The following is a 23381-nucleotide window of genomic DNA, read 5'->3' on the forward strand; positions in this document are numbered from 1 at the left end:
GCGCCGCGCCGGTTGGTGACAGCTGGTTCAGCATCCGGTCCAGATCACCGGCTGGCCGCCGAATTCGGCGGTGTTGCCGGCGGCCGTGCCGCGGTCGGTGACGGCGACTGGTCTGGCGTCGTAGCCGAGCGGGACGGTACGTCCGTCGCGGTGGAGGATGGCGCCGACCGCGCCGATGGTGCCGTGGCGGTTGACCGACAGCGCCAGCGGATAGTCGGTGGAGGTTCTCTCCACAGTGTGACGGCGGAGGTTCCAGCGCAGGCCGACCAGGCGGTTGCCCTCCTGCCCGTAGCCGGCGACCCAGCCGTTGCGGATGGCGGCCACGTTGGTGTCCTCCAGGTTGAAGCCCGGCGGCACGCTGAGCGGGTATGGCGCCCCGTGTGGCGGCCAGATGTACGGAATTCCACCAGGGATTCCGCCGAGGATGCCGAGGACAGTGCCGTCATCATCGATGTCCAAGGCGTAGGCCCGAACGGACTGCCCGGGAACGGTCAGCACCCGCAGCGTTCCCGGCCGGTTCGCCGGCCACACCAGGCCCTGCTGTGAGTTTCCGATCACGTCGCCCCGAGAGTTGATGGCCTCGGTCCCTGTGTCGTCGTTGGGGGTGAGCTCGGGGAGGATGGTGAACTTGCCGTTGCGGTACAGCCAAGGGTCTTGGAACGCAGTGGGGGCTCCATGCCTGTACCCCGTGATCGCGCCGTGCCGGTTGATCCCCGTCGGTCTGATTTCGACGTACGGTCGCAGCGGTTTGGTGTCGAGCAGACGCGGCTGTCCGCTCGCCCAGACCAGGACGCTATAGACGTAATCTGTCTGCTCGAAGGTGGACGCCGAGCCCAGCAGATACCGGCCGGTCGGGTCGCCGTCGACCACTTCGGTGCGCTGGTGGCCGAGCGTCGGCAGTGCCGTGGCTTGGCAGGTGTCGGTGGCGGGGCACTTCACCCGTCCCTGGGTTTGAGCGACGACGTTTCCCTCGGCACTGAGGACCTGGATCAGGTATCTGCTGTTGGGGATACCGCCGAACGCACGGACCTCGGCAGCCTGGGGGCCAGCGTCACGGCCTGGGCCTCCTGTACGTCCCCCGCTGACAGCTGGATCTGGTAGGACAGCTCTACCTGGTTGGGGTTACGCAGCTCGACGGAGACGGCCGCGCCCTCGTCGCCGCAGGTGTACCACGCATCGCTGAGGACCGGGGGCTCGACCGTGGCGGATTGGTGGACCGAGCGGAACTCGGTCTTCTGAGTGAGGGAGACCGCCGACGCGGGCGCACTCGCGAGGAGTGAACCTGCCGCCAGCGCGGCGACCAACAGGCCGCCGGCGAAGGGTTTCACTGCCGTTCCTTTCAGCAAAAAGACCTCGGCACGTCGTGTGCGCCGGCGATTGCCGCGACGCATCACACCACCGAGGTCCAGAGCGACAGAACCAAGCTACTACTCCGCGGTGTTCATGGATGCCGAATCCTCCGCGTAACCGATTCCGCGTAAGGAAACCGATGTGCTGAACTGCGATAAAGCGCCAATTAGCACCGCATGGTCGCCGTAAGACGAATGACAAATTGAGGCGAGAATTGCCGGCATGTGCGCCCCAACTCATCGCCTGGCCCGTGGTGATCAGGCCGACCGCCAAGAGCCCGCCCACGACTGCCGCGAGCAAACCACCTTGCGGGCCTGCGGCGTCGTACGCACAGCGACGTTCACCATCACCGCGGCCTAGGTTCGAGGGCGGGCCCGGACGTGGATCCGTTCGCCCTGTTTGCCGAAGAGGCTGAGCAACTCGACCGGACGACGGCCGGCGGCGCCGAACCAGTGCGGCGTATGGCAGTCGAACTCCGCGACCTCACCGGCACCCATCACGAACTCCTGGTCGCCGAGCCTGACGCGTAGCCGGCCGCTCAGGACGTAGAGCCATTCGTAGCCGTCATGGGTTCGCAGGCGAAGCTCCTCGCCGTCGTCGGCCGGGATGATCTGCTTGTACGCACGTGGCTCGCCCTGCTGGCGGCTGAGCGGGATCAGGACCCTGCCACCGATGTCTGTGGGTGTCTGCGGCACGCGCGGGTCGAGGATCCGCGGTGCGGACACGATCTCGTCCAGGCGCAGGCCGAGCATCGCCGTGATCGGCAGCAGCAACTCCAGGCTCGGCCTACGCTGCCCGGACTCCAGCCTGGACAGCGTGCTGGTGGAGATGCCCGTGCTACGGGAGACCTCCGCGAGCGTCACCCCGCGTTTCTCGCGGGCCCGTCGCAGCCGTGGAGCGATCTGGTCGATGGCGGCGGCGACCGCCGGCTGGTCGTCCATGCCGTCCAGTGGAGCACCTCATCCCGGTTTCAGCAACAACTGTTGATGAAACCGGGTGCCGGCACGGAACCTTCCAGCCGGAGGTGGTTACCGATGAAAGAACAACGGGACAGCGCGCTCCCGATCGGTGTGTATCTGCTGGCGTTCAGCCTGTTCGCGATGGGCAGCGCGGAGTTCCTGCTCGCCGGCGTGCTCCTTTCGGTCGCCGACGACTTGGAGGTCTCGCTGTCGTCCGCGGGAGCACTGATCACCGCGTTCGCCGTCGGCGTCGTGGTCGGAGGGCCGCCGTTCGCCGTGCTGAGCGTGCGGTGGCCGCGTCGTACCGCGCTGCTGGTCACCCAGCTGGTCTTCGCCGGCGCTGTGGCGATCGGTCTCCTCAGCGACTACTGGGTGCTGCTCCTGGCCAGGTTCGTGGCCGGGCTGGCCTACGCCGGCTTCTTCGCCGTCGCCTCGGTGACCGCGATCAGCCTGGTGACGCCCGACCGCAACGCTCGCGCTTCCGGCGTCGTGGTCAGCGGCCTCGGCGTGGCCATGGTCGCTGGCGGCCCGGCGGGCACGTTGCTGAGTCAGTTCACCCAGTGGCGTGGCGGCTTCTGGGCTGTCGTCGCGCTCACGCTGGCCGGGGCGATCGCCTGCGTGGCCGGTCTTCCGGCAACCGAGGCGGGGGTCGCCAACCGAAGCGTGCGACGAGAACTGGCGACGATGCGGAGGCCGCGGCTCTGGACGATCTACGCTGTCACGATCCTGAGCACGGCGGCGTACATGATCTCGTTCAACTTCCTCGCGGCGATGCTCACCGACATCACCGCGATTCCGGAGGCCTGGATCCCAGCCGTCCTGGCGAGCTTCGGCGTGGGCGCGTACCTCGGACTGTCCATCGGCGGACGGATCGCCGACCGGCGCCCGCATCGTGTGTTGCTGGCCGGAGGGTCCGGGATCGCCGCGCTCTCCGTGCTGCTGGTGGCGCTCGTGGAGCACGCGTGGGCACTGGTGCCGATCGTGTTCCTGCTCGGCGTCGTCGCGTTCGTCCTCAACCCCGCGATCTACGGGCGCGTCTTCGCCATCGCGGGCGACGCCCCGACCCTGGCGGGCGCGACCACCGTGTCGGCGTTCCAGCTCGGCATCAGCCTCACGCCGGTCCTCGCCAGCGCGGCCCTGACCCACGGTGCCCCGATCACCGTCGTGTCCTGGATCGGAGCCGCCCTCGCCACAGCAGTGATCCCCCTCATCCTGCTGGACCGCCGACGTATGGCTATCGGCCCGTCGAGCCATCGGTGAGCTCGCGCAGAAATTCGGCATGGCCGGCGTACCGGGCCAGCTCCTCGACCAGGTGCGCGAGGATCCATCGCTTCTCCATCGGGGGTGTGGTCAACCGGCCCTGTGCGCCAGCGCGTTGGCAGCGTCCAGTTGGGCTTGGACCAGGCATTGGTAGGGCAGGCAGGACTGGCGCACCTTGTCCATGACCACGAGGCGGTCCGGCTAACCAGGCTGGGCGATGACCTGCTCGCCGCAATGGCTCTGCTGCACAACTGGTTCCGGCGTTGGGCCGAGGCAGCCGAAACCCAAACGATCAGCCCGAGGTGTGGTCCTCGTCGGTGGACAGGGTGGCTTGGCTGGTCTTGGTGTCGTCGGTCCAGGTGCGGCGGCCGCCGAGCCGCTTGTACCGCTGGAACATCGCTTGCCTGGAGCTGCGACCGAGGGCTGCGGCGAGTTGACCCCAGCTCATGCCGGAATCGCGGGCGGCTTCGATCAGGCGCCGTTCGTCGCTTTCCAGATCGTCCTGCAGGATCGGGATCAGCTTGAGCGCCGCGGCGAAGTCCTCGGCGGTCAGGTCGTCGGGGGTGGCCTGGTCGTACTGGCGCAACGGCCGGTAGACCTCCTCGGGGTCCTCGCCCTCGACGACGCGCTGCTTGCGCGTCAGCATCCGCACCACCTCGCGTACGAGTTCGGCGGCGCTGGCGTACTGGTCGTCGCGGACGTCCTCCGCACGGAACCGGTCCAGGCGTTCTCGGATCTCGAGGCGATCGGACTCGTAGTAGCCGGAGATGCGCTTGGTGTCGGTCATCCAAGGAGCGTAAACGAAATCGTTGACAGCCGTCGGCGGATTTGTGAATGTCCGAAGTCGTGTGCACGGCTGAGCTGGGCGTTTGTTGCGGCGTGCAGAGGAGTTCGGGTCATCGCGTTGTACTGAAGTCGTCTGCACTACGGTCACGTCGATCATGATCGTGTGCACGGCGGGGGTCCGGTTTGGCCGAGGAGACGGTGGTCGAGCGTGGTGTGCTGACCGCGCCTAGCCCGAGGTGGGACGCGGCAGTGCGGCGTGCCGAGGTGATCGGCGGGTTGGCCGGGTAGGACACGGTGGGCTTGGCGGCCGTTGACGAGGCTGCCGCTGAACTGGGCATTTCCCGCCGTCAGGTGTACGCGCTGGTCAGCCGGTGGCGGGCAGGCGAGGGGATGACTTCCGACCTTTGCCCGGCCGGTCCAGCGGCGGCCGGGCTGGTGCCCGGTTGCCGGACGAGGTCGAGGCAATCGTGCGGGACGTGCTGCGCGCGCGGTATCTGACCCGGCAGCGCCGTTCGGTGGCAGCGGTGTGCCGGGAGATCGCGCGGCAGTGCCGGGCACGTGGGCTGCGGGTGCCGTCACGGGGAACGGTGTTGCGTCGAATCGAGATGCTGGACCCGACGAGTTGCCGGGCTCCACCTTCTCCAACACCGCCCAGCGCGGCAGCTACGACAGCGACGGCCGCGCGGTGCTGACCCTGACCGAGTTGCCGCAGTGGCTGGCGCTGGCCGTGGCCTGCTACCACGGCCAGGTCCACGACGGGCTAAGCCGTACCCCGGCCGGTGTGTGGGCCGACCTGGTCGCCGAGCACGGGACGCCGGTGACGGTCACCAACGAGACGGCGTTCCTGGTGGACTTCCTGCCAGTGATCCGCCGTTCCCTGTCCCGCACCGGGTTCCAGCTCGATCACGTGCAGTACTACTGCGACGCCCTCAAGCCGTGGATCGCCCGCCGGGAACGGCTGGGGAAGTTCGTGCTGCGCCGCGACCCGCGCGACATCAGCCGGATCTGGGCGCTCGGCCCGGACGGCACCGTGTACCTGGAGGTGCCGTATCGGACGCTGTCGCGGCCACCGATCAGCATGTGGGAGCAGCAAGCCGCCGTCGCCCGGCTACGCGAGCAGGGCCGCGCTGAGGTCGACGAGAACGCGCTGTTCACGATGGTGGAACGGATGCGCGAGATCACCGACACCGCCACGGCCACCACCCGCAACGCCCGCCGCGATCGGGAACGCCGGTCGGCGACGGCCAGGCCACGACCAGCGGAATCGGCCTCATGTCCACCGGTGCCGGAGACCAGCGAAGATGCGGTGGCCAAACCGTTCGAGGTGATCGAGCAATCACGAGCGTTTCGTTATGTCTGCTGGCCTTTCGGGGACGAGCACCGTCGGAGCCGTGGCTCAGGGCCTGCGTCCGTGGAAGGTGCGGCGCAGGTCGCTGACCCAGGCGTCGGGATTCTCCCATGGGACGAAGTGGCCGCCGTGGTCGTGGGCGTTGACGTTGATGTGGTTGAACCAATCGGCTTGGGGGCCGTTCCTGAACGCGCGAACGCGTTCGTCGGCGGTGTGGATGCCGGGCGGGTTCTCGTAGGTGACCAAGGTGAGGCCGACCGGGGCCTGCACGACCGGGGTGCGGTCGTGGGCGGGGGCCCATGGGTAGCGGTTGGCGTTGGCGTAGTAGCGCATCGACGTGGCGATGGAGTTGTTCACCCAGTAGATCACGGCGTGGGTGAGCAGGTCGTCCTTGGTGAAGACGGACTCGACGTCGCCGCCGTTGTCGCTCCAGGCGTTCCAGCGCTCCAGCAGCCAGGCGAGCAGTCCGGCGGGTGAGTCGCTCAGCCCGTGGGCCAGGGTGGCGCCGTCGAGCATGTGCACGGCGAGATGGACCGCGAAGTGGTGGTCCAGCTCGATGATCCGGGCGCGGACGTCGGCGGGCTGGTCGTCGGTGAGGGGCCGATTCCGGGCGAAGTCCCAGGCGCGGGGGCCGGTGAGGAAGTCCAGCGGCCGCCCGGAGCCGATGTGGATGCCGTACAGCTCGTCGGCGTACTTGTGGCCGAGCTGGCTGGAGACGATCGCGCCGATGTCGCAGCCCCCGGCGGCGTACTTCTCATATCCCAGGGTCTCGGTCATCAGGGTGTGCCAGAGGTCGGCGACCTTCCAGAAGTTGACGTCCGGAAAGCCGGTGAGCGGGCCAGGGAAACCGAAGCCGGGCAGGGACGGCACGATGACGTCGAACGCGTCGGCGGGGTCACCGCCGAACCTGGCCGGGTCGGCGAGTGGGTCGATCACCTTCGACCAGTGCCAGAACGTCCACGGCCAGCCGTGGGTGAGGATCAACGGGATCGGGCGGGGGCCGCGACCGGGCTTGCGCATGAAGTGCAGCGGGACACCGGCGACGCTCACCTGGTAGTGCTCGTAGGCGTTGATGGCGGCCTCGGCCTTGCGCCAGTTGTAGCCGCCGCGCCAGTAGGCGACCAGCTCACAGAGGTAGCTGGCCGGGACGCCGTAGGACCAGTCCTCGTTCCCCTGGTCCAGCGGCGGACGAGTCAGTGTGAGACGGGCGCGCAGGTCATCGAGGACCTCGTCGGACACATGGATCGGGGTGGGCTCCAGGGGAAATCCGGTCACGTCCTTCTCCTCGCGTGTGGTCGGACCTGTGAACCGCTTGGCGGCTCAGTGGGTGCGTCGTTGGCGATGGCAACCAGCCGCGACAGCACCTCTTGGGCGTCTGCGAGTACTGCGCGGTCGTGGTCGTCGAGTCGGTCGGTCAGCCGCGCCAGTTTTGTTACTCGGTCGGCGTGCCGGGACTGGACGACCATCTCGCCTGCTGAGGTCAGCGAGAGCAGCGCCGCACGGCCGTCGCTTGGATCGGGCCGCCGAGACACCAAGCCGGCCGCTTCCAGCTTCGAGACCAGGCTGGTCAGAGCCGGCTGTTTGATCTGCTCGGTCGCCAGCAGGTCAGTCAGCCGCATCGGCCCTCCACGCGAGAGGCTGTGGAGCACCGACAGCGTCGAGAAGTTCAGCCTCTGCACCGACGCGAGCCGGATGAACATCGTGTTGAAGTCCTCGATCACCGTTGCCAGGCGATCGACATCGAGCACTCCGCCTACCAGTTCACGGCCCATGCGGAAATTATATCAAGTTTCGATGTACTGAGGCCGGACACGCTGCCGATCGAACAGCGCGTGCGTCAGCAGGCTGCTGTGCCCGTAGCCCGTCCGACCTTTCCCTGACCTCTGCTGCTCTGGGGTCGCCGACGCCCTTCGGACGTGCAGACGTCAGGCGGATTGCGTGGCGGGTGCTGGGGCGACGGCCTCCTGGGCCTTGCTGGTCTCGCGGAGGAACAGCAGGCCCGTGACCGCGATCAGCGCCGAGGTCAGGCCGTGGATGCCCAACGCGGCGGCCATCGAGCCGTGATGGGCCAGGACATTGATCATGTCGCCGAACGGGGCGACGGCCACCATCAGCAGAACCCAGCCCAGGGCACGGCGGTGGCCCGTCACCAGCAGGACGCCCATGGCCAGGCCCATCGCGATCTCCCGGCTGCCCTTCACGATGTTGACGCCGCCGTCGCCAGAGGGCCAGTGCGGCAGGCCCGGGAAGGACGTCTCGAGGGGCAGGACGAAGGACATCCCGAGGTAGAGGGTGAACAGGACGCAGACGGCGGCAAGGACGGTGGTGAGGATCTTCAGCGACATGGTTCTTCTCCTTGATGTTCAGACTTGGCAGGATTCAGCCGCGGACACGGTGGATGTGGAGGGCGTAGCGGGGGCGCCCGATGACGTGCCAGATGACGCGGGCCGGGGCAGGGAGGCCGCGGAGGACGATGGCGCGCTCGGCCGGGCTCGCGTCTTCCAGGACGGCGCCCAGGAGAGTGAGCAGGGTGAGCTTGGGGGTGTTGTTCACCAGGTGGTCGCCCAGGGAGGCCCACTCCTGTTCGGTGATGTGCCTGGCCGCGAGCGGGAGAAGGGTGGCCTCCTCGTCGTCGAGGTGTTCCAGCAGGACCGCGCGGTGCTCGGTCAGGGCGGCTACGAGGGCATCGCGCTCGTCGGCGCCCGCGGTGGCCTCCCAGGCGGGGACCGCGGCGTCCAGCCCGGTCAGGGTGGCCGCGATGCGTTCGTGCTGGGCCTGCATGCGCAGGACGATGTCGGCCTCCAGGTCCACCCGGGAAAGGAGCGGCGGCCACAGCAGCTCGTCCTCGCCCTCGTGATGGTTGTGCAGGCCCATGCGGTAGACGCGGAAGTGGCCGGCGATCACCTTGGCGCGAGCGGTGTCACCCGGGGTGACGGCGGCGACGAGCTCCACCAGCAGCCGTGACTCGCGGCGGAGCACGCGGTGGACGATCTCCATCTCCTGGGTGTTGACGCTCATCTGTTCCTGCCCTTCATCGGTTGCGACGTGTCCAGGCTGCCCCGGGCACTTGGAGGGGACTTGGAACCGACTTGGAACCCGCGTCTACGTACGATGCGGACCATGGTGTTCGTCCGGGTGCTGGGCGCGTTCGCGACCGAGGTGAACGGTGAGGCCGTCCACCTCGGCGGGCCCCGGCAGCGGGGCGTGCTGGCCTTGCTGGTGGCCGCGCGTGGGCAGGTCGTGCCCGTCGACCGGATGATCGAGGATCTGTGGCGCGGGGAGCCACCCGCGCGGGCGCTGATGTCCTTGCAGGCCTACGTGTCCAACCTGCGCCGGCTGCTGGAGCCTGGACGTCCGCCGCGCACGCCGGCCCGGCTACTGGTGAGCGCGGCGCCCGGTTACGCGCTGCGGGTGCCGCCGGAGTCGGTCGACGCGTGGCGGTTCGAGGACCTGCTCGACCAGGCTCGTGCGGACACCGACCCGCGCGCCTCCCGGGCACACCTCGCCGATGCGCTCGGACTGTGGCAAGGACCGGCGTTCGCCGAGGTCGCCGACGAGCCGTGGGCCGCCGCCGAGACGGCCCGGCTGAACGAGCTGCGCCTGGTCGCCACCGAACTGCACGTCGCAGCGGGTTTGCGCATCGGCGACCCCGCCGCGGTCGTTTCCGAGGCCGAGCGGCTCACCCGCGACGAGCCCTTCCGCGAGGAAGGCTGGCGGCTGCACGCCCTGGCACTGTGGAGCAGCGGCCGCCAAGCCGACGCGCTGGCGACGCTTCGCCGCGCCCGCGGCATTCTCGCCGAGGAACTCGGGCTCGACCCTGGCCCGGACCTGGCGGCATTGGAGGAGGCGATCCTCACCCAGCGCACGGACGTCATGCGCGACACCGTGCCCCCGCCACCGCCGGCCGCACCGCTGCCACTGTCGGCTCCGATCGTGAAGGCGCCGTTCGTCGGACGCGAGGCACAGCTGTCGGCACTGGTCACGGCCGCCGCCGAGGCCGCCACCGACGGCGCCCGCATCGCCTTGGTCACCGGCGAGGCCGGGCTCGGCAAGTCGACGCTGCTGGAACACCTCGGCAGGCGGCTCGAACGGGACGGATGGCTGCTCGCCGTCGGCCACTGCCCCGAGGTCGACGGCGCGCCGCCCGCCTGGGCGTGGACCGAGGCACTGAGAGCCGTCGCCGCGACCACGTCACCCGGCGAGCTCGCAGATGCCGTCGCGCCGCTGCTCACCGACACCGAGCCGCTGAACGCCGACGCCACCGCCGGACGGTTCCGGCTGCGCCAAGCCGTGTGGACATGGCTCGCGGCGGTCGCCACGAAACGCCCGGTCGCTGTCCTGCTCGACGATCTGCACTGGGCGGACGCCGCCACGCTGGAAATGCTCGGGGGCGGCCTCTGCCTGCGGGCCCCGATCCTGGTCGTCGCCGCATACCGCGCGGAAGAGAGCGGGCACCTCACCGAAACGCTGGCTTCCCTCGCGCGCGCCACGCCCCTCCGCCTGGCGCTGCCGGGGCTGAACGACGAGGCCGTCGCGGAGCTCGTACGGGCCGAATGCGATACCGACGAGGAGACCATCGCCGGGATCGCCGAGCGCACCGGCGGCAACCCGTTCTACGTGCGCGAAAGCGCCCGGCTGCTGAACGGCGAGGGCGCGCTGGTCGCCCTCTCCGAGGTCCCCGAAGGCGTACGGGACGTGCTGCGGCGCCGCCTCGCACGGCTGCCCGAGGGAGGCGTAGCCGTGCTGCGGCTGGCCGCGGTCGCGGGCCGGGAAAGCTCGGTGGACGTCCTCGTGAAGGCTGCCGACACCGACGAGGACGGCGTGCTGGACGCGCTGGACGCGGGCGTGATCGCCGGATTGCTGAGCGAGCCCGCACCCGGGCGGGTCCGGTTTGTTCACGCGCTGGTTCGCGATACCCTCGTCGCCGACGTCAGCCGGCTGCGGGCGACTCGCATGCACGCTCGCATCGCCCAGGCATTGGAAGGCACCGGTGACATCGCGGCCCTGGCCCATCACTACGCACACGCCGGGTCACCGAAGGCCGTCGGCTACTGCATCCAGGCCGCCGAGCTCGCCGAGGCCCGCTACGCCCACGACGTGGCGGCCGGTCTCCTCGCCGACGCGGTCTCCAACGCGACCGGACCGGACGAACGCGTCGAGTTGCTCGGCAGGCTGTTGCGCGCGCAGGTCCGGGCAGGAGCCGTCGGAGCCGCCCGCGAGACACGCCGCGAAGCCGTGGAGTACGCGGAGTCCCTTGGCCGCGACGACCTGATGATCGCCGCGTTCACCGCGTGGACAGAGCCGACCCCCTGGCAGGTCCGCACGTACGGCACGGTGGACCGGTCCATCGTTGACCGCCTGGGCCGCCTGCTCAAGCGCGAACTGCCCCCTTCGGTGCGGTCCCGACTCCTGACGGTGTACGCACACGAACTGGTCGGTGAGGACGACCCGACCGTCCTGGAGGCAGCGCGGGAGGCACTCGACCTCGCCACCGGACCCCGGCTCCGCGCCGCGGCTCTTGATGCCCTGGCCAGAGTCCATGTCGACGCCGAGATCAGCCGGGAGCTCGTGGAAATCGGTACCGAGCACGACCTGCCGATCTACCGCGTCGCCGGGCTGCACAACCTTGCCCGCGTCGCCGCCGAGGCTAACGACCCGGTGACCGCGCACCGGGTGATTACCGAGGCCCTGGACCTCGCGCGCGCCTACCGAATGCGCGAGGCGATCGCCGTCGCCGAGATCAAGCTGGCGACCATGGCACTCATCGAAGGCCGATTCGCCGACGCCGAACGCCTCTACCTCAAGGCCGACGAGGGCATGCGGCGCGCCGGATCGATGCACGCCACGAGCTTTCTCCACCTCGCCCTGGCCACGATCTGGCTGAACGACGGCACGCTCGGGGCGCACCTGGACGACGTGCGCACCGTCCACGCCGTGCTCGCCCCCATGGGCACCGACCTGCTCGCGCTCGCCCTCCACGCAGGCGGCCTGGACGCCGAAGCCCGCGAGGTCCGCGCGTCACCCAGCCCGATCCGCCCCGACTCCTTCTTCACCTTCTTCACAACGTTGCGCGCGATGGCCATCGTCGCCATGAACGACCGCGACGCCGCCGAGGAGATCTACGAGACACTGCTTCCGCACCGCGACGGCCCTCCGGCAGGCGCCACGAGCCTGTCGGTGGCGCTGTGCCCGGTCGCCCACGTCCTCGGCGAGCTTGCCGTCCTCCTCGGCCGCGAACACGAGGCCGCCGCCCACTTCACCCAGGCCGCCACCATCGCCGACCAATGGAACGCGCCCCACTGGGCCGCCGAGGCACGGTTGCGAAGGCCCGCCTAGCCTCTGCCCGCGGCGCCGCACGTCTGCAGCTTGAGCCTTCTACACGGCATTCCGACAGCTCCGATAGCCGACGAGGCGGGCACCCCGACCTACCGCGCCAGCAGACTGGCCGTGCTGTCCGGAAACCACCGCAACATCGCCCACTGACCCAGCAGGCCATCCAGCGCTACCTCGCCTACCGCAACCAGCGCTGGCCCAACACGGCCAACTCCCACCTGCTCATCACCCAGCAAAGCGCCCACAGCGACCAGGCCACGGCGATCGAGGTCCGCGCCCCACACGGCGAACGTACGCATGGCGCTCCCTTCTGGGAGGCTGACGTTTGCCGTCAGGGGCGAGGTCGGCGTGGCTGCCACAGGCTCTCCAGCCGGACGCGGCTTCAGCAGGAAGTAGGACAACGGGTTTCCCCGGGCCTCGGGCTCCGGTAGGGGTTACCCCACCGGGAACCGGTGACTTCCCGGATGGACAGGTGCCGTGCCCTTCGGCAGGGTCGTCACCATGCGACTTGTTGGAATCTCGCTGGCCGCTGTCGGGTTGCTGGCCGGGATTCTGGGCGCTGCGGCGCCGGCAACCGCGGCGCCGGCCGATGACGAGGTGTCGTTCGCCGGTTCTGGTGGTGTGCGGCTGCACGGCAGCATCCTGGTACCGCCCGGGTCGGTCAGTGCTCGCCGGCCCGGGCTGGTCATGGTCGGCGGGGCGACCAACGCCGCGCACGGACCGAAGCACACCCGGGACGACCTGCGTGCAGAGGCAGAGGAGTACGCGCGGCGCGGCATCGTCACGCTCATCTATGACAAGCGGACCGTCGGCTACTCGATGTTCCACCGCGACTATGCAGTTCTGGGTGATGACGCGCTGGCCGCGCTGCGCGTACTGCGGGCACGACCCGACGTCGATCCTGACCGGATCGGGCTGTGGGGGCGCAGCGAAGGAGCCTGGGCGGTGTCGCTGGCCGCCGCCGAGTCCGACGCGGTCAAGTACGTGATCACCGTCGGCGCTGCCGGTCTGACCCCGGCCCGGCAGACCGCCTGGTCGAACGAGCAGTACTTGCGGCATGCCGGCGTGTCCGGGTCGCTGGTGTCCGCGGCGGGAAAGGCCCTGCGGCTGGCGGTCGCGACGCGCCTGTTCCCGGAGGCGCACTACAACCCGGTGCCGGCTTGGCGACACGTTCACCAGCCGGTACTGCTGCTGTGGGGTTCCCGGGACCGGGTGGCCGCGCCTGAGGAGAGTTCGGCGATCATCCGGCGGGCGCTGGAGCAGGGCGGCAACACCCACGACACGATCCGATTCCTGCCCGGTGATCACGACATCCACGTCACGCACGACAACGGCTTCGACCATGACCCGACGCCAACCCCGGGCGCGTCCGACGTAGTTGCCGCGTGGGTCGCCGACCTGGCAGACGACCCGCCCGCCACCAACACCCAACCTGCGCCACGACAAGCATCGACCAGCCACCCGCTGGCGCCGTTGAACGCCTGGCTGGTGCTCGGCGCGGCTTTACTGATGCTGATCGGATTCGCCGAGTACCCGGTGGTGGCGGCGGTCCAGCGGCTTGCCGGCCGGCGTGGTGCGCCAGCAGTACGGGCGCCGGCACGGATACTGGCCGCCACCGGCCTGGCCGCCGTTGTCGGAACGATGGGCTACCTGCTGTTCGTGCTGATGACCGGCGCGATGGTGATCGGTCCAACGGTCGCGGGCGGGCCAATACCGTGGCGAGTAGTGCAAGCGCTGACGGTCGTGACCGTTGCGGCGACCGTGTGGACAGCCGTCGCGTGGTGGCGCAACCGCCACGGGGTTGCCGGTGCGTCCCGCGTACGGCTGACTGTGCTGATGGCCGCGGCCGCGCTGTTCATTCCATGGGCGCTGTTCTGGGGCCCACTCGCACCGTAAGCCACGCAGTAACAATCAGCGCTCGACAGCCCAGGACGGGTGCTCGCGGTACAGCTTCCACGCGGCCAACATCTCGCCGTGATCGCACAGCCCGCAAGGCGCCGGAGACGGAGACGGTTGCGGCCGCCCGGCGAACGTGGATCTGGATCTACTCGTGGCGCCCGCCGATGACGGCCGGCTGGCACCGGTGGTCGGCATGCAGCCGAGATCGCCGAATCACAGCCCGGCGCCCGCGTGGCGTTGGGCCCGTTGCCGGACCTGAGCCGGGACGCGCGACGGCGGGCCATTCGCGACCCTCCTGCGGGGGCTCGGTTAGGGACCGCTTGCCTGCAGGGGGGCATCGGTGGCCGGCCGGTCGCGGTCGTCTGTCTGGCGCAGCCCGTCGAGGGTGAAGCCGAGCAGGCGGGCGGCCTGCCGATGGTCCCCGGTGGCCGAGGCGATGCCGATGACGAGCTGGAACAAATCGTCGACCTCGAGATCGGGCCGTATGGCCGCCGCCTGCTGCGCTCGGGTGAGCAGGCCCGAGGCGGCCGAGTGCAGCATCGCCGAGCAGTCGAAGCCGGACTTGGACTCCTTGATCGCCATGGTGGCTGCGAGGCCACGGTCGGTCAGGGCGTGGGCGAGCATGGCGTGCAGCCACGCCGCCAGCGCCTCACCGGGCGCGTTGTCGGCCGCGAACTCGCTTGCCTTGGCGCACAACGTCTCGATCCGGTCCCGGAACACCGCGATCAGCAGCTCGTCGCGGGTCGGAAAGTGCCGATACAGCGTCCCGGGCCCGACCCCGGCCAGGCGGGCGATCTCGTTCAGCGACGCGTCCGGTCCTTCTTCGGCGATCACGCCGGCCGCGATCGCGACCAGCCGGTCGCGGTTGCGGCGGGCGTCGGCGCGCATGGGCCGTGTTCCCATCGGCATCCCTGGAGGTGCAATTCGGAGAGGTTCTCCGTATGATAGCCGGAAGTATCCGGAGAACCTCTCCGGATCTGTCCAGGCAGGGAGTCGAATGTGAACGACGGACGGCTTGACCTCGGCCGGATCGGGATCTGGACCATGGCCTTCGACTGGCAGCCCGCGGCACGGGCGCGCGAGGCGGCGGCACAGCTCGAAGAGCTCGGCTATCGGGCGCTGTGGGTCGGGGAGGCGTACGGCCGCGACAGCGTCAGCCAGTCCTGGCTGCTGTTGTCGGCCACCCGGCACCTGGCGGTGGCCTCCGGGATCGCGAACATCGCCGTCCGCGAGCCGGTCGCCATGGCCGCGGCCGAGCGGGCGCTCAACGAGGCGTTCCCTGGGCGCTACCTGCTCGGCCTGGGCGGGCACCGGACCAGTGACACGCCCACCTACTTCCCCGGCCGGTACGGCCAGGCGGTGAAGACGATGCGGGCCTACCTCGACGCGATGGACGCGGCCCCGCTGACCTCGGTAGCGCCGCCGGCGCCGCCGTGGCGGCTCCTGGCCGCGCTCGGGCCCAAGATGCTGGAGCTCGCCGCCACCCGGGCCGCGGGCGCACTCCCCTACTTCGTGTCCGTCGAGCACACCCGGCGGGCCCGGCAGGCCCTGGGGCCCGACGCCTTCCTGGCGGTGGAGCAGGCCGTGGTCCTGAACACCGATCTGGACAAGGCACGGGAGATCGCCAGGGCCCACGTGGAGGTCTACGTCACCGCTGCCCCGTACCAGAACGCGAGCATGCGCCGGGTCGGCTTCGACGACGCCGACCTGGCCGGGCCCAGCGACCGGCTGGTCGACGCCATCGTGGCCTACGGCGATCTCGACGCGGTCGACAAGCGGATACACCGGCACCTGGACGCGGGCGCCGACCACGTGTGCCTGCAGGTGTTGACCACGCAACCGGCCGATCTGCCGATGGCCGAGTGGCGAGAACTGGCGGAGCTGCTCAAGCCATGACCACGAGCATCAGCGAACTGATCGACGCGACCGCCCGCACGGCCGCGCCCGTGGTGCGCGCCGTGCTCGACGACCGGCTCGGGGACCCGACGCCGTGCCCCGAGTACACCGTCCGCGACCTGCTCAACCACCTCATTCACACCGTCGTCGGCGGCCAGGCGCTGGCCGCCAAGCAGAGCGCGGACTTCTCCCACCCGCCCGACTACCTCGACGGTGACTGGCGACGTCGTTTCGCCGACGAATGCCTGCGCCTCGCCCGCGCGTGGGCGGCGCCGGACGCCGAAGAAGGCATCTACCCCGGGTTGGGCTTCCCGGCGCGCACAATGGGCCTCATGGAACTGCTGGAGCTGACCGTGCACGCCTGGGACGTGGCCCGGGCGACCGGCCAGGACTTCACACCCGAAGCGACCACCGTGCGCGAACTGGGCACATTGCTGGAGGAGTTCGCACCCAAGGGCCGGGAGATGGGAATGTTCGGCCAGCCCGTCGCCGTACCGAAGGGAGCGTCCGGCTTCGACGCCGTGCTGGCAGCCACGGGCCGCAACCCGCAGTGGCGACCCGGCCCGGCCTGATCATGGTTCCCGGACCCCTGCTGCGACCAGAAGCCCCATGACCGGGGCGCTGATCGCCTGTCGCCGATAGACATCGACGATCCTGAAGAGCGCCCGTTGGGACTGGCCTCAGCCAGCGACAACTCGACCTGGATGGCCGAAGATCTCCCGATGTGCTGGTGTGCCGCAAACCGGGTCACGCCAGCACCTCGAACACGCCCTCGAACTCTACGAGCGGGTGGGAGATCGCGCTGGACAGACGGACACCGAACGCGGGTTCGCCGTCCTGATCGGGGACCAGGGCCGCCACGAGGAAGCGCTGGCTCACGCCAAGCGGTCGGTGGACCTGCACCGGCAGTCCGGTCATCGCGGCGGGTTCGCCAGCGCGCTCAACCAGCTCGGCTGGTTGTACGCACAGCATGGCGAACACCGGCAGGCTCTGACTCACTGCGGCGAGGCACTGGAGACGTTTCGGGAGCTCGGCGACCCCGTCGGCGAGGCCTTCACCATCGACTCGCTCGGGTATGCCCATCACCACCTCGGCCAGTACGCGCAGGCGATGTGCTGCTATCGGCGATCCCTGGAGCTGTACCAGGAGTTCGGCGACCGCTACTACGAGAGCCAGGTGCTGCCCTGCCTCGGTGACGTCTGTCAGGATTCCGGCCTGGAGAACGTCGCCATCAACGCCTGGCGGCAGGCCGCCGACATTCTCGTCGAACTGGATCACCCCGACGCGGAACAGGCGTACGGCAGACTTCGTGGCCGTCGACGCTGACAAGACGATGCGGTGGTTCCGGGCGCATGGTCCCGGAACCACCGCATCAGGACGGGTCCTGGCTTGTCTCTACGCGAGCCTGGAGCTGGGGCTTACCAGATCCAGTACCAGCCGCCGGCCCATCCCTGGTCGCACTTCCCGCTCTTCCCGAGGCCTTCCTGGACCCAGACGCCTGTGACGGAAGGCGCGAAGCTGTAGTAGCCCTGCGAGCCGAGCTTGATCGACCGGCCCTTACCGCCGACGTAGTCGTACTCGGTCCGGCGGCCGCCATCCCTGTAGTGCGTCTGGGTCCAGAGGCAGTCAGATTCCCCTTTCGTTCGCGGACCGTCTTCGTGACGAGAATCGACGCTAGGGGTGGGGCGTACACCGCGCGGTACACGACGCTGTACGCCACCGCGTACATGCCCCGTCTGCGGCCGTGCGGAGTCAGGGCCGGTCGCTGGTGTGTTCGCGGGCGAGGCTGGTGGCTGCCCAGGAGGCGAGGAGTGTGAGCGCGTCAGCGGTCGGTGAGGCCGGCTCGGCCGCGTAGATGGTGAGGGTGAGGCCGGGATCGGAGATCATGTCGACGCTTTCGTAGGCCAGCACCAGATCGCCGACGGCTTCGTGATGGAAGCTCTTGGTTCCCGCGCCGTGCAGGCGGACGTCGTGGGCGCTCCAGTGCTGCCGGAACTCCGGGCTGCGGGTGGACAGTTCGCCGACGAGATCGTGGAGCGTCTTGTCGTGGGGATCGCGGCCGGCTTCGGTGCGCAGGATCTGCACACAGGTGTCGGCGGCGGTGTCCCAGTCGGGATAGAAACGGTGGGAATCCTCGTCGAGGAAGGTATAACGGGCGAAGTTGGGGTAGCTCGCCGGTTCTCTGTCGTAGAGCGCGGAGTGCATGGCCCGGCCGAGGTGGTTGGCGGCCAGCAGGTCCATGCGGCCGTTGCGTACGATCGCGGGTCCGCCGGTGATGGTGTCAAGCACCCATTGCAGGCTGAGGTGGGGCGTCCAACGTTTCGTGGTCCGGCGGCGTGGCTGGGCCAGACCGCTGCTGCCGTTGGCCGCCTGGGCGAGGTGGTACAGGTGGGTGCGTTCGGCGTCGTCCAGCTGCAGCGCGCGGGCGATGGCGTCCAGCACGGAGGCCGAGACGCCAACGAGGGATCCGCGTTCGAGCTTGGAGTAGTACTCGATGCTCACACCGGCCAGAGCCGCGACCTCGCCGCGGCGCAGCCCGGGCACGCGGCGCTTGCCGGCCTCAGGCAGGCCGGCGGCTCGCGGCGTGACCTTGGCCCGCCGGGTGGTCAGGAACTCTCGGACCTCGGCGCGGTTGTCCATGGCATCCACGGTACGAGCATTCCCCGAGGTGCGGGATGTACTGCCGGTACACCCTTCAACAGAGACTCCCCCACCGCCGGCCCACGAGGTTCTCTTGATCCGTGGCCCCTGGCCTCCGGCCGGCATGCGTGCCAGCCGATCGATCTGAACCAGCTTCCTGGAGGAGACCTTTCATGCGTGGTGTCGTCATGCACGCACCCGGCGACGTCCGTGTCGAGGACGTGGCCGAGCCGCGGATCCTGAAGCCCACCGACGCGATCATCCGCCTGTCGGCCACGTGCGTCTGCGGCTCGGACCTGTGGCCCTACCGAGGCGCCGACGAGGTGACCGAGCCGCTTCACATGGGGCACGAGTACGCCGGCATCGTCGAGGAGGTCGGTCCCGACGTAAGCGCGATCCGCCCGGGCCAGTTCGTGGTCGGCTCGTTCTTCGCCTCCGACAACACCTGCGAGATCTGCCGGGCGGGATACCAGACGTCCTGCCTGCACCGGGAAGTACTGGGCACGACAGGTGCCGCACAGGCCCAGCGCATGCGAGTGCCGCTGGCCGACGGCACCCTGGTCGCCACACCGGACGTGCCCGCCGACGACCTGGTGCCCAGCTTCCTGGCCGCCTCCGACGTGCTGGGCACGGGCTGGTTCGGCGCGGTCGCGGCCGAGGTCGGACCCGGCAAGACCGTCGCGGTCGTGGGTGACGGCGCCGTCGGGCTGCTCGCCGTCCTGGCCGCCAGGCAACTCGGGGCCGAGCGCGTCATCGCCATGAGCCGCCACGAGCCTCGGCAGCAGCTGGCCGTCGAGTTCGGCGCGACCGACATCGTGGAGGAACGCGGCGAAGCGGGAGCGGCCAGGATCAGGGAACTGACCGGCGGGATCGGCGCCGACTCGGTGGTCGAGGCCGTGGGCACGCAAGAGTCGATGATGCAGGCCGTCGACGCCACCCGCCCGGGCGGTCACGTCGGCTTCGTCGGCGTCCTGCACGACGTCGTACTCCGCGGCGACGACATCTTCATGACCCACGTGCACGTGCACGGCGGGCCCGCGCCCGTACGCCGGTTCCTGCCCGAACTGATGGAGCTGATCTGGAACCGCCAGATCGACCCGGGCAAGGTGTTCGACCTCGAACTGCCGCTCGACGAGGCCGCCGAGGGCTACCGGGCGATGGACGAACGCCGCGCGATCAAAGCCCTCCTGCGGCCCTGATGACCGTTGCCCGCCCATCCACCCGCTCACTCACTCCCGCAACACCGGCGACCTCCGAGGCGGCCGGCCCCGGCCGGCCACGGTTGACGACCGCGCTGGTGGCCACCGTGGTGTTCCTGACCGCGATCGCTCCGCTGGCCACCGACATGTACGTACCGGCCTTCCCCCAGGTCGCCGGGGACCTGTCGGCCGGCGCTACTCAGGTCCAGCTGACCCTGACCACGTTCTTCGTCGGCATGGCTCTCGGGCAGCTCGTCGGCGGCCCGGTCTCCGACCAGTGTGGCCGGCGACGGCTGCTGCTCCTGGCCATCCTCCTGATGACCGCCGCGTCGGTCGTGTGCGCTCTGGCGCCCTCGATCACGGTGATGACGGTCGCGCGGTTCGCCCAGGGCTTCAGCGGCGGATGGGCGATGGTGATCGGCCGTGCCGTGATCGTCGATCTCGCCACCGGTGCCCGGCTCGTCCGGGTCCTCAACACGATCGCCGCTGTCGGAGGCATCGCCCCGATCCTCGGCCCGCTTCTGGGCGCGGTGATCCTCCAGCTGTCCCACTGGCGGGTGTCGTTCTGGGCCGTCGCCGCCCTCGGCGCCGCGATGGCACTGGCCGTACTGCTGGCGGTACCGGAGTCGCTGCCCCCTGACCGGCGGCGCGGCGGGGGCCTGCGGGCCCTCGCCCGGGCCGGCCGGCACGTACTCGGCGAACGAAGCTACGTCGGCTACCTGGTGGTCGCCGGCTCGGCGATGGGCGCCCTGTTCGCCTACGTCGCGACGTCGGCGTTCGTGCTGCAGTCGATGAACGGCATGACGCCGGTGGCGTACTCCGTCGACTTCGCCGCCAACGCCGCGGGCATGACGCTGGCCGCCCTCGTGGCGGCCCGGCTTGCCGGGAGAGTGTCCACGCGCAAGCTCATCCTGATCGGACAGGGAGCCGCGCTGGCCGCGGGCACGGCGATGCTGATCGGCGCGGCCGCGTTCGACACCCCACGGCTGCTGGCCATCGTCTGCTTCTTCGTCCTGATGACCGCGCAAGGGCTCATGATCCCCAACGCCGGTGCACTCGCCTCGGCCCAGGTCCCCGATCACCCGGGCACGGGATCGGCGTTGCTCGGCTGCGTCCAATGGGTGGCTGCGGGCGTCATCCCGCCGATCGCCGGCCTCGGCGGCGCCACGACCGCCGTCCCGATGGCGCTCCTCATGGTGGCCGGGGCCGCCGTGTCCATCCTGGGCCTCCTGGTGCTCGCCAGGCCCAAGGCTCGCTGAGCGGAGACGGTCAGCGTTCGTCCTGGGGTTCGCCGGCGGCAGGCCGTGGGCGAGGGCTGCCGATCCGGCGATCCAGCTTCCGGAAGGCGCGGAACAGGTAATAGGCCGTCATCGCGGTGAGCAGCATGCGTACGACGTTGAGGATGTTCCATTGCCAGGCCGCGGCGTTGAGGTTGTCCGGATGCGCGAGCGCGTCTGCGCCGAACATTTTCGGGATGACCATCGACACGATGTAGACATTCAGCGCGGCCAGGGCGATGGCGACGATGCCTGCGTGCCGATGATCCGCGGCAAGGTCACGGTCGCGATTGCGCCACCACAGCAGCCACACCAGCGCCAGGGCCAGCAGCGTGAGTGGGACGAAGTACACGGTGGCAGTGGTGACGGAGAAGAACTCGTGCAGCCTGGTGAACTGGGCTGGGCTGTCGTGGACCCAGTTCGGGGAGAAGACCACCGCCTCATAGAGGTTGCCGAACAGCCAGTAAGCCATCCCGAGCACCGCGGCCAGGGTCAGCTTGAGTTGCAGCGAAGATCGCACGTCATTCCTCGGTGGTGGTGTGGCCGGCCAGCTTGGCGAGCAGGTCGTGGAACGTCAGGCGCTCCTGCCGGGTGAGCGGGGAGAAGAACTCGTCGGTGGCCCGTTTGTTGGCCCTTTCGACGACCTCGAGGCGGCGGCGGCCGGCGGGCAGCAGGCCGACGATCCGTGCGCGCCGGTCGGTGGGATGCGGCTGCCGTTGAACCAGGCCTTGCTCTTCCAGGTCTCGCAGGACCGCCACCATGACCGGCTTGAAGATGCCCAGTCGCTCGCTGAGCCGCGACTGCGGCATCGGCCGATCCTGGAGCAGAGTCAGCACACCCACGTGGTGGGCCTTGAGCCCGACCGATGCCAGCGCCCGGGCGTAGTGCTCACTGCTGCCGGCTGCCACCCATGCCAGCAGGAACCCGGTCGAGCGACGGAGCGGTTCAGGAGGGCCGTCACCCCATGATTCGTTATCGTTCATAACGTTAAAGATATTAACGATATGTGGCAGCCTGTCAACCAGCGCGGGGACGCGGCGATCCCGACGCGCTGGCTGCCGTTGTCGGAGAGGAACGAGGCGAGCTCCCGCGCCTGTTCGCCGACGGCGCTGCGGTCAGCCCAGGAGAAACGGCGCAGCGGGTTGACGATCACCGTGCCGTCCTCGACGTTCCAGGTCGCGGCGACGCGGCCGTCGACCAAGACGCACGACCGGGACATACTCCGCGAAAGTCGGCGCTGGTGGGCGCGCCAGTGCCACGCCCAGAAGGTCTTCGGGCGCCAGGCCCGCCCGATCCAGCAGCAGCCTGGCGGCCTCCAGCTCGCTATGACGGACAGCAGTGCTCGGCTGAGCGGTCACTCGTCCTCACCGCCCAGCAGGTAAGCCCGGAAACCCGACAGCATCGCTTCAATGGCGGCCGGCGGATACACCACCAGCAACCCATCGACTGGTTCGGCGGCCAGCAGCACCCGGTCACGAGCACGGACCCGGCAGCGGTACCGCAGACCGGCAGGCAGGTGGAGATGACCACGGCCGGTCAGGTGAGCCGCACCGTCTGGACTCGCGGTCGCCAGGAGCAGCCCGGCACGGACCCCGGACGTCCACCCGAAGGCCCGGCGACCAGCCCAAGGCCCCCAGCACGGACCGATCCGCGATCCGACCACGATCATCCACCGTGGCCACCCCGACCGTTAACGACGAACCACCGGCCTGGGCGTCGAAGGCAGCGGAAGACGGCCCTCGGGCGTTCCGCTGATCGTGGATGGTGCGTCATCAGCCAGCCTGCGGGTCAGGCGTACGGCAGGGGATCAGCAGCGGGGAAGCGGTATTCATACGAACCGCCTCCTCGTCCGGGCAGACGAGGAGGAACGCCGAACGGCGGCTCCATCGAGCGTGAGAGAGGTGTCAGAGTGCGCTTGAACACGCACACCATTCCGTGGGAGGTGTCCCACACTTGGGTGTCCGAGAGGGGACTTGAACCCCTATGCCCTTGCGGGCACTAGCACCTCAAGCTAGCGCGTCTACCAATTCCGCCACCCGGACAGGGCACACACCAACGCTCCGTTGGGGTGCGGCGACTACTCTAGCAGGCCCTCGGCAGGGGTGTGATCGGGCTCGGCGTTCGCCCGACCTGCGCCCCGGTTGGGTCAGCGGCGGTGGCGGGCGCGGAGCTCGTCGGTGGCTTGGTGTTGGGTCAACGGGAGCAGATGGGTGTCGATCGCGGCTTGGGCGCGGAGCTCGTTGTGGATGCGGTGGACGATCGCCGATACGGTTGCGCGGTCCTCGGGGAATCGGTCCGCCAAGGTGTCGATCACGTGGTCGATGGCTTGGTCTGGCGGATGGATTCCCGTCCTGTCCGACGACATTCTTCACCTTTCGGATCGCTCGGTACGACGGACTCGCGTACTCGCTCCCCGTTCCACCGGGACGAGCGG

24 protein-coding genes, 1 tRNA gene and 1 pseudogene are annotated in these 23381 nt (G+C 69.5%); 10 read left to right on the top strand and 16 right to left on the bottom strand.

Features of this window, described 5'->3' with window-relative positions:
- Positions 1–27 precede the first annotated feature (27 nt).
- From ACYVF6_RS12560 to ACYVF6_RS12570, 3 genes are all read right to left on the bottom strand, one after another.
- Entirely contained in the window at positions 28–939 is a 912-nt protein-coding gene (locus ACYVF6_RS12560; RefSeq protein ID WP_460520488.1) for a hypothetical protein, read from the bottom strand.
- A gap of 50 nt (positions 940–989) precedes the next feature.
- Positions 990–1328, bottom strand: coding sequence for a hypothetical protein (locus tag ACYVF6_RS12565; RefSeq protein WP_460520490.1), 339 nt, complete (start codon positions 1326–1328; stop codon positions 990–992).
- 378 nt (positions 1329–1706) lie between these two features.
- Entirely contained in the window at positions 1707–2291 is a 585-nt protein-coding gene (locus ACYVF6_RS12570) for a helix-turn-helix domain-containing protein (protein ID WP_460520492.1), read from the bottom strand.
- A gap of 93 nt (positions 2292–2384) precedes the next feature.
- On the opposite strand from ACYVF6_RS12570, the gene ACYVF6_RS12575 reads away from it, so the two are divergent.
- Positions 2385–3569, top strand: a complete 1185-nt coding sequence (locus ACYVF6_RS12575; protein ID WP_460520494.1) for an MFS transporter — start codon at positions 2385–2387, stop codon at positions 3567–3569.
- Here ACYVF6_RS12575 and ACYVF6_RS12580 read toward each other — a convergent pair.
- Both ACYVF6_RS12580 and ACYVF6_RS12585 read right to left on the bottom strand, forming a co-directional pair.
- Entirely contained in the window at positions 3544–3717 is a 174-nt protein-coding gene (locus ACYVF6_RS12580) for a mycothiol transferase (RefSeq protein WP_460520496.1), read from the bottom strand. The genes ACYVF6_RS12575 and ACYVF6_RS12580 overlap by 26 nt on opposite strands.
- Positions 3718–3861: 144 nt before the next feature.
- Positions 3862–4356, bottom strand: coding sequence for a hypothetical protein (locus ACYVF6_RS12585; protein ID WP_460520498.1), 495 nt, complete (start codon positions 4354–4356; stop codon positions 3862–3864).
- A 293-nt stretch (positions 4357–4649) separates the two neighbouring features.
- Between ACYVF6_RS12585 and ACYVF6_RS12590 the strand changes: the two genes are divergently transcribed.
- Together ACYVF6_RS12590 and ACYVF6_RS12595 are read left to right on the top strand one after the other, a co-directional pair.
- Positions 4650–4853 carry a helix-turn-helix domain-containing protein gene (locus tag ACYVF6_RS12590; protein WP_460520500.1) on the top strand — a complete coding sequence of 68 codons (204 nt, stop codon included), beginning with the start codon at positions 4650–4652 and terminating at the stop codon, positions 4851–4853.
- A 409-nt stretch (positions 4854–5262) separates the two neighbouring features.
- A pseudogene (locus tag ACYVF6_RS12595) lies at positions 5263–5334 on the top strand (hypothetical protein); the annotation flags it as partial.
- Positions 5335–5751: 417 nt separating this feature from the next.
- On the opposite strand, the gene ACYVF6_RS12600 reads toward ACYVF6_RS12595, so the two are convergent.
- The 4 genes from ACYVF6_RS12600 to ACYVF6_RS12615 form a co-directional block, all read right to left on the bottom strand.
- Positions 5752–6978: an epoxide hydrolase family protein gene (locus ACYVF6_RS12600; protein WP_460520502.1), complete on the bottom strand. Its 1227-nt coding sequence runs from the start codon at positions 6976–6978 to the stop codon at positions 5752–5754.
- Entirely contained in the window at positions 6975–7475 is a 501-nt protein-coding gene (locus tag ACYVF6_RS12605; protein ID WP_460520504.1) for a MarR family winged helix-turn-helix transcriptional regulator, read from the bottom strand. Before ACYVF6_RS12605 ends, ACYVF6_RS12600 begins: the two co-directional genes overlap by 4 nt.
- 153 nt (positions 7476–7628) lie before the next feature.
- Positions 7629–8048 carry a DUF4267 domain-containing protein gene (locus ACYVF6_RS12610; RefSeq protein ID WP_460520506.1) on the bottom strand — a complete coding sequence of 140 codons (420 nt, stop codon included), beginning with the start codon at positions 8046–8048 and terminating at the stop codon, positions 7629–7631.
- A 34-nt stretch (positions 8049–8082) separates the two neighbouring features.
- Entirely contained in the window at positions 8083–8721 is a 639-nt protein-coding gene (locus tag ACYVF6_RS12615) for a hemerythrin domain-containing protein (RefSeq protein WP_460520508.1), read from the bottom strand.
- 102 nt (positions 8722–8823) lie between these two features.
- Here ACYVF6_RS12615 and ACYVF6_RS12620 point away from each other — a divergent pair, with 102 nt between their 5' ends.
- A complete protein-coding gene (locus ACYVF6_RS12620) occupies positions 8824–12039 on the top strand; it encodes a BTAD domain-containing putative transcriptional regulator (RefSeq protein WP_460520510.1) in 3216 nt (1071 codons plus the stop codon).
- A gap of 498 nt (positions 12040–12537) precedes the next feature.
- Entirely contained in the window at positions 12538–13932 is a 1395-nt protein-coding gene (locus tag ACYVF6_RS12625; RefSeq protein WP_460520512.1) for an alpha/beta hydrolase family protein, read from the top strand.
- A gap of 312 nt (positions 13933–14244) precedes the next feature.
- Here ACYVF6_RS12625 and ACYVF6_RS12630 read toward each other — a convergent pair whose 3' ends face one another.
- On the bottom strand, positions 14245–14838 hold the full coding sequence (locus ACYVF6_RS12630; protein ID WP_460520515.1) for a TetR/AcrR family transcriptional regulator: 594 nt from the start codon (positions 14836–14838) through the stop codon (positions 14245–14247).
- Positions 14839–14934: 96 nt separating this feature from the next.
- On the opposite strand from ACYVF6_RS12630, the gene ACYVF6_RS12635 reads away from it, so the two are divergent.
- The 3 genes from ACYVF6_RS12635 to ACYVF6_RS12645 all read left to right on the top strand — a co-directional run bounded on the left by ACYVF6_RS12635 (position 14935) and on the right by ACYVF6_RS12645 (position 17157).
- Positions 14935–15831, top strand: coding sequence for an LLM class oxidoreductase (locus ACYVF6_RS12635; protein ID WP_460520517.1), 897 nt, complete (start codon positions 14935–14937; stop codon positions 15829–15831).
- Entirely contained in the window at positions 15828–16403 is a 576-nt protein-coding gene (locus tag ACYVF6_RS12640; RefSeq protein ID WP_460520519.1) for a DinB family protein, read from the top strand. The genes ACYVF6_RS12635 and ACYVF6_RS12640 overlap by 4 nt, the downstream gene beginning before the upstream one ends.
- 217 nt (positions 16404–16620) lie before the next feature.
- Positions 16621–17157 carry a tetratricopeptide repeat protein gene (locus ACYVF6_RS12645; RefSeq protein WP_460520521.1) on the top strand — a complete coding sequence of 179 codons (537 nt, stop codon included), beginning with the start codon at positions 16621–16623 and terminating at the stop codon, positions 17155–17157.
- Between the two features lie 426 nt (positions 17158–17583).
- On the opposite strand, the gene ACYVF6_RS12650 is transcribed toward ACYVF6_RS12645, so the two are convergent.
- Complete coding sequence (locus ACYVF6_RS12650; RefSeq protein WP_460520523.1) at positions 17584–18471, bottom strand: helix-turn-helix transcriptional regulator; 888 nt, start codon at positions 18469–18471, stop codon at positions 17584–17586.
- Positions 18472–18644: 173 nt separating this feature from the next.
- Here ACYVF6_RS12650 and ACYVF6_RS12655 point away from each other — a divergent pair, with 173 nt between their 5' ends.
- Together ACYVF6_RS12655 and ACYVF6_RS12660 are read left to right on the top strand one after the other, a co-directional pair.
- Complete coding sequence (locus ACYVF6_RS12655; protein ID WP_460520525.1) at positions 18645–19670, top strand: zinc-dependent alcohol dehydrogenase family protein; 1026 nt, start codon at positions 18645–18647, stop codon at positions 19668–19670.
- Positions 19670–20929: a multidrug effflux MFS transporter gene (locus ACYVF6_RS12660; RefSeq protein ID WP_460520527.1), complete on the top strand. Its 1260-nt coding sequence runs from the start codon at positions 19670–19672 to the stop codon at positions 20927–20929. Before ACYVF6_RS12655 ends, ACYVF6_RS12660 begins: the two co-directional genes overlap by 1 nt.
- A 10-nt stretch (positions 20930–20939) precedes the next feature.
- Here ACYVF6_RS12660 and ACYVF6_RS12665 read toward each other — a convergent pair whose 3' ends face one another.
- The 5 genes from ACYVF6_RS12665 to ACYVF6_RS12685 all read right to left on the bottom strand — a co-directional run bounded on the left by ACYVF6_RS12665 (position 20940) and on the right by ACYVF6_RS12685 (position 23312).
- A complete protein-coding gene (locus ACYVF6_RS12665) occupies positions 20940–21467 on the bottom strand; it encodes a hypothetical protein (protein ID WP_460520529.1) in 528 nt (175 codons plus the stop codon).
- Between the two features lies 1 nt (position 21468).
- Complete coding sequence (locus ACYVF6_RS12670; protein ID WP_460520531.1) at positions 21469–21930, bottom strand: MarR family winged helix-turn-helix transcriptional regulator; 462 nt, start codon at positions 21928–21930, stop codon at positions 21469–21471.
- Positions 21927–22286, bottom strand: a complete 360-nt coding sequence (locus tag ACYVF6_RS12675) for a DNA glycosylase AlkZ-like family protein (RefSeq protein ID WP_460521624.1) — start codon at positions 22284–22286, stop codon at positions 21927–21929. The genes ACYVF6_RS12670 and ACYVF6_RS12675 overlap by 4 nt, the downstream gene beginning before the upstream one ends.
- 619 nt (positions 22287–22905) lie before the next feature.
- Positions 22906–22989, bottom strand: a tRNA-Leu gene (locus ACYVF6_RS12680).
- A gap of 104 nt (positions 22990–23093) precedes the next feature.
- Positions 23094–23312 (bottom strand): three-helix bundle dimerization domain-containing protein, encoded by a 219-nt coding sequence (locus ACYVF6_RS12685; protein WP_460520533.1) that lies wholly within the window; start codon positions 23310–23312, stop codon positions 23094–23096.
- Between the last annotated feature and the right edge of the window lie 69 nt (positions 23313–23381).

The organism is Flindersiella endophytica, assembly GCF_054779015.1.

Coding starts and splice junctions, on each gene's coding strand:
- ACYVF6_RS12570 (WP_460520492.1), bottom strand. CDS start 2,291: ATGGACGACCAGCCGGCGGTCGCCGCCGCCATCGACCAGATCGCTCCA.
- ACYVF6_RS12685 (WP_460520533.1), bottom strand. CDS start 23,312: ATGTCGTCGGACAGGACGGGAATCCATCCGCCAGACCAAGCCATCGAC.
- ACYVF6_RS12660 (WP_460520527.1), top strand. CDS start 19,670: ATGACCGTTGCCCGCCCATCCACCCGCTCACTCACTCCCGCAACACCG.
- ACYVF6_RS12620 (WP_460520510.1), top strand. CDS start 8,824: ATGGTGTTCGTCCGGGTGCTGGGCGCGTTCGCGACCGAGGTGAACGGT.
- ACYVF6_RS12640 (WP_460520519.1), top strand. CDS start 15,828: ATGACCACGAGCATCAGCGAACTGATCGACGCGACCGCCCGCACGGCC.
- ACYVF6_RS12650 (WP_460520523.1), bottom strand. CDS start 18,471: ATGGACAACCGCGCCGAGGTCCGAGAGTTCCTGACCACCCGGCGGGCC.
- ACYVF6_RS12655 (WP_460520525.1), top strand. CDS start 18,645: ATGCGTGGTGTCGTCATGCACGCACCCGGCGACGTCCGTGTCGAGGAC.
- ACYVF6_RS12580 (WP_460520496.1), bottom strand. CDS start 3,717: ATGCCTGGTCCAAGCCCAACTGGACGCTGCCAACGCGCTGGCGCACAG.
- ACYVF6_RS12575 (WP_460520494.1), top strand. CDS start 2,385: ATGAAAGAACAACGGGACAGCGCGCTCCCGATCGGTGTGTATCTGCTG.
- ACYVF6_RS12630 (WP_460520515.1), bottom strand. CDS start 14,838: ATGGGAACACGGCCCATGCGCGCCGACGCCCGCCGCAACCGCGACCGG.
- ACYVF6_RS12605 (WP_460520504.1), bottom strand. CDS start 7,475: ATGGGCCGTGAACTGGTAGGCGGAGTGCTCGATGTCGATCGCCTGGCA.
- ACYVF6_RS12625 (WP_460520512.1), top strand. CDS start 12,538: ATGCGACTTGTTGGAATCTCGCTGGCCGCTGTCGGGTTGCTGGCCGGG.
- ACYVF6_RS12670 (WP_460520531.1), bottom strand. CDS start 21,930: ATGAACGATAACGAATCATGGGGTGACGGCCCTCCTGAACCGCTCCGT.
- ACYVF6_RS12610 (WP_460520506.1), bottom strand. CDS start 8,048: ATGTCGCTGAAGATCCTCACCACCGTCCTTGCCGCCGTCTGCGTCCTG.
- ACYVF6_RS12585 (WP_460520498.1), bottom strand. CDS start 4,356: ATGACCGACACCAAGCGCATCTCCGGCTACTACGAGTCCGATCGCCTC.
- ACYVF6_RS12615 (WP_460520508.1), bottom strand. CDS start 8,721: ATGAGCGTCAACACCCAGGAGATGGAGATCGTCCACCGCGTGCTCCGC.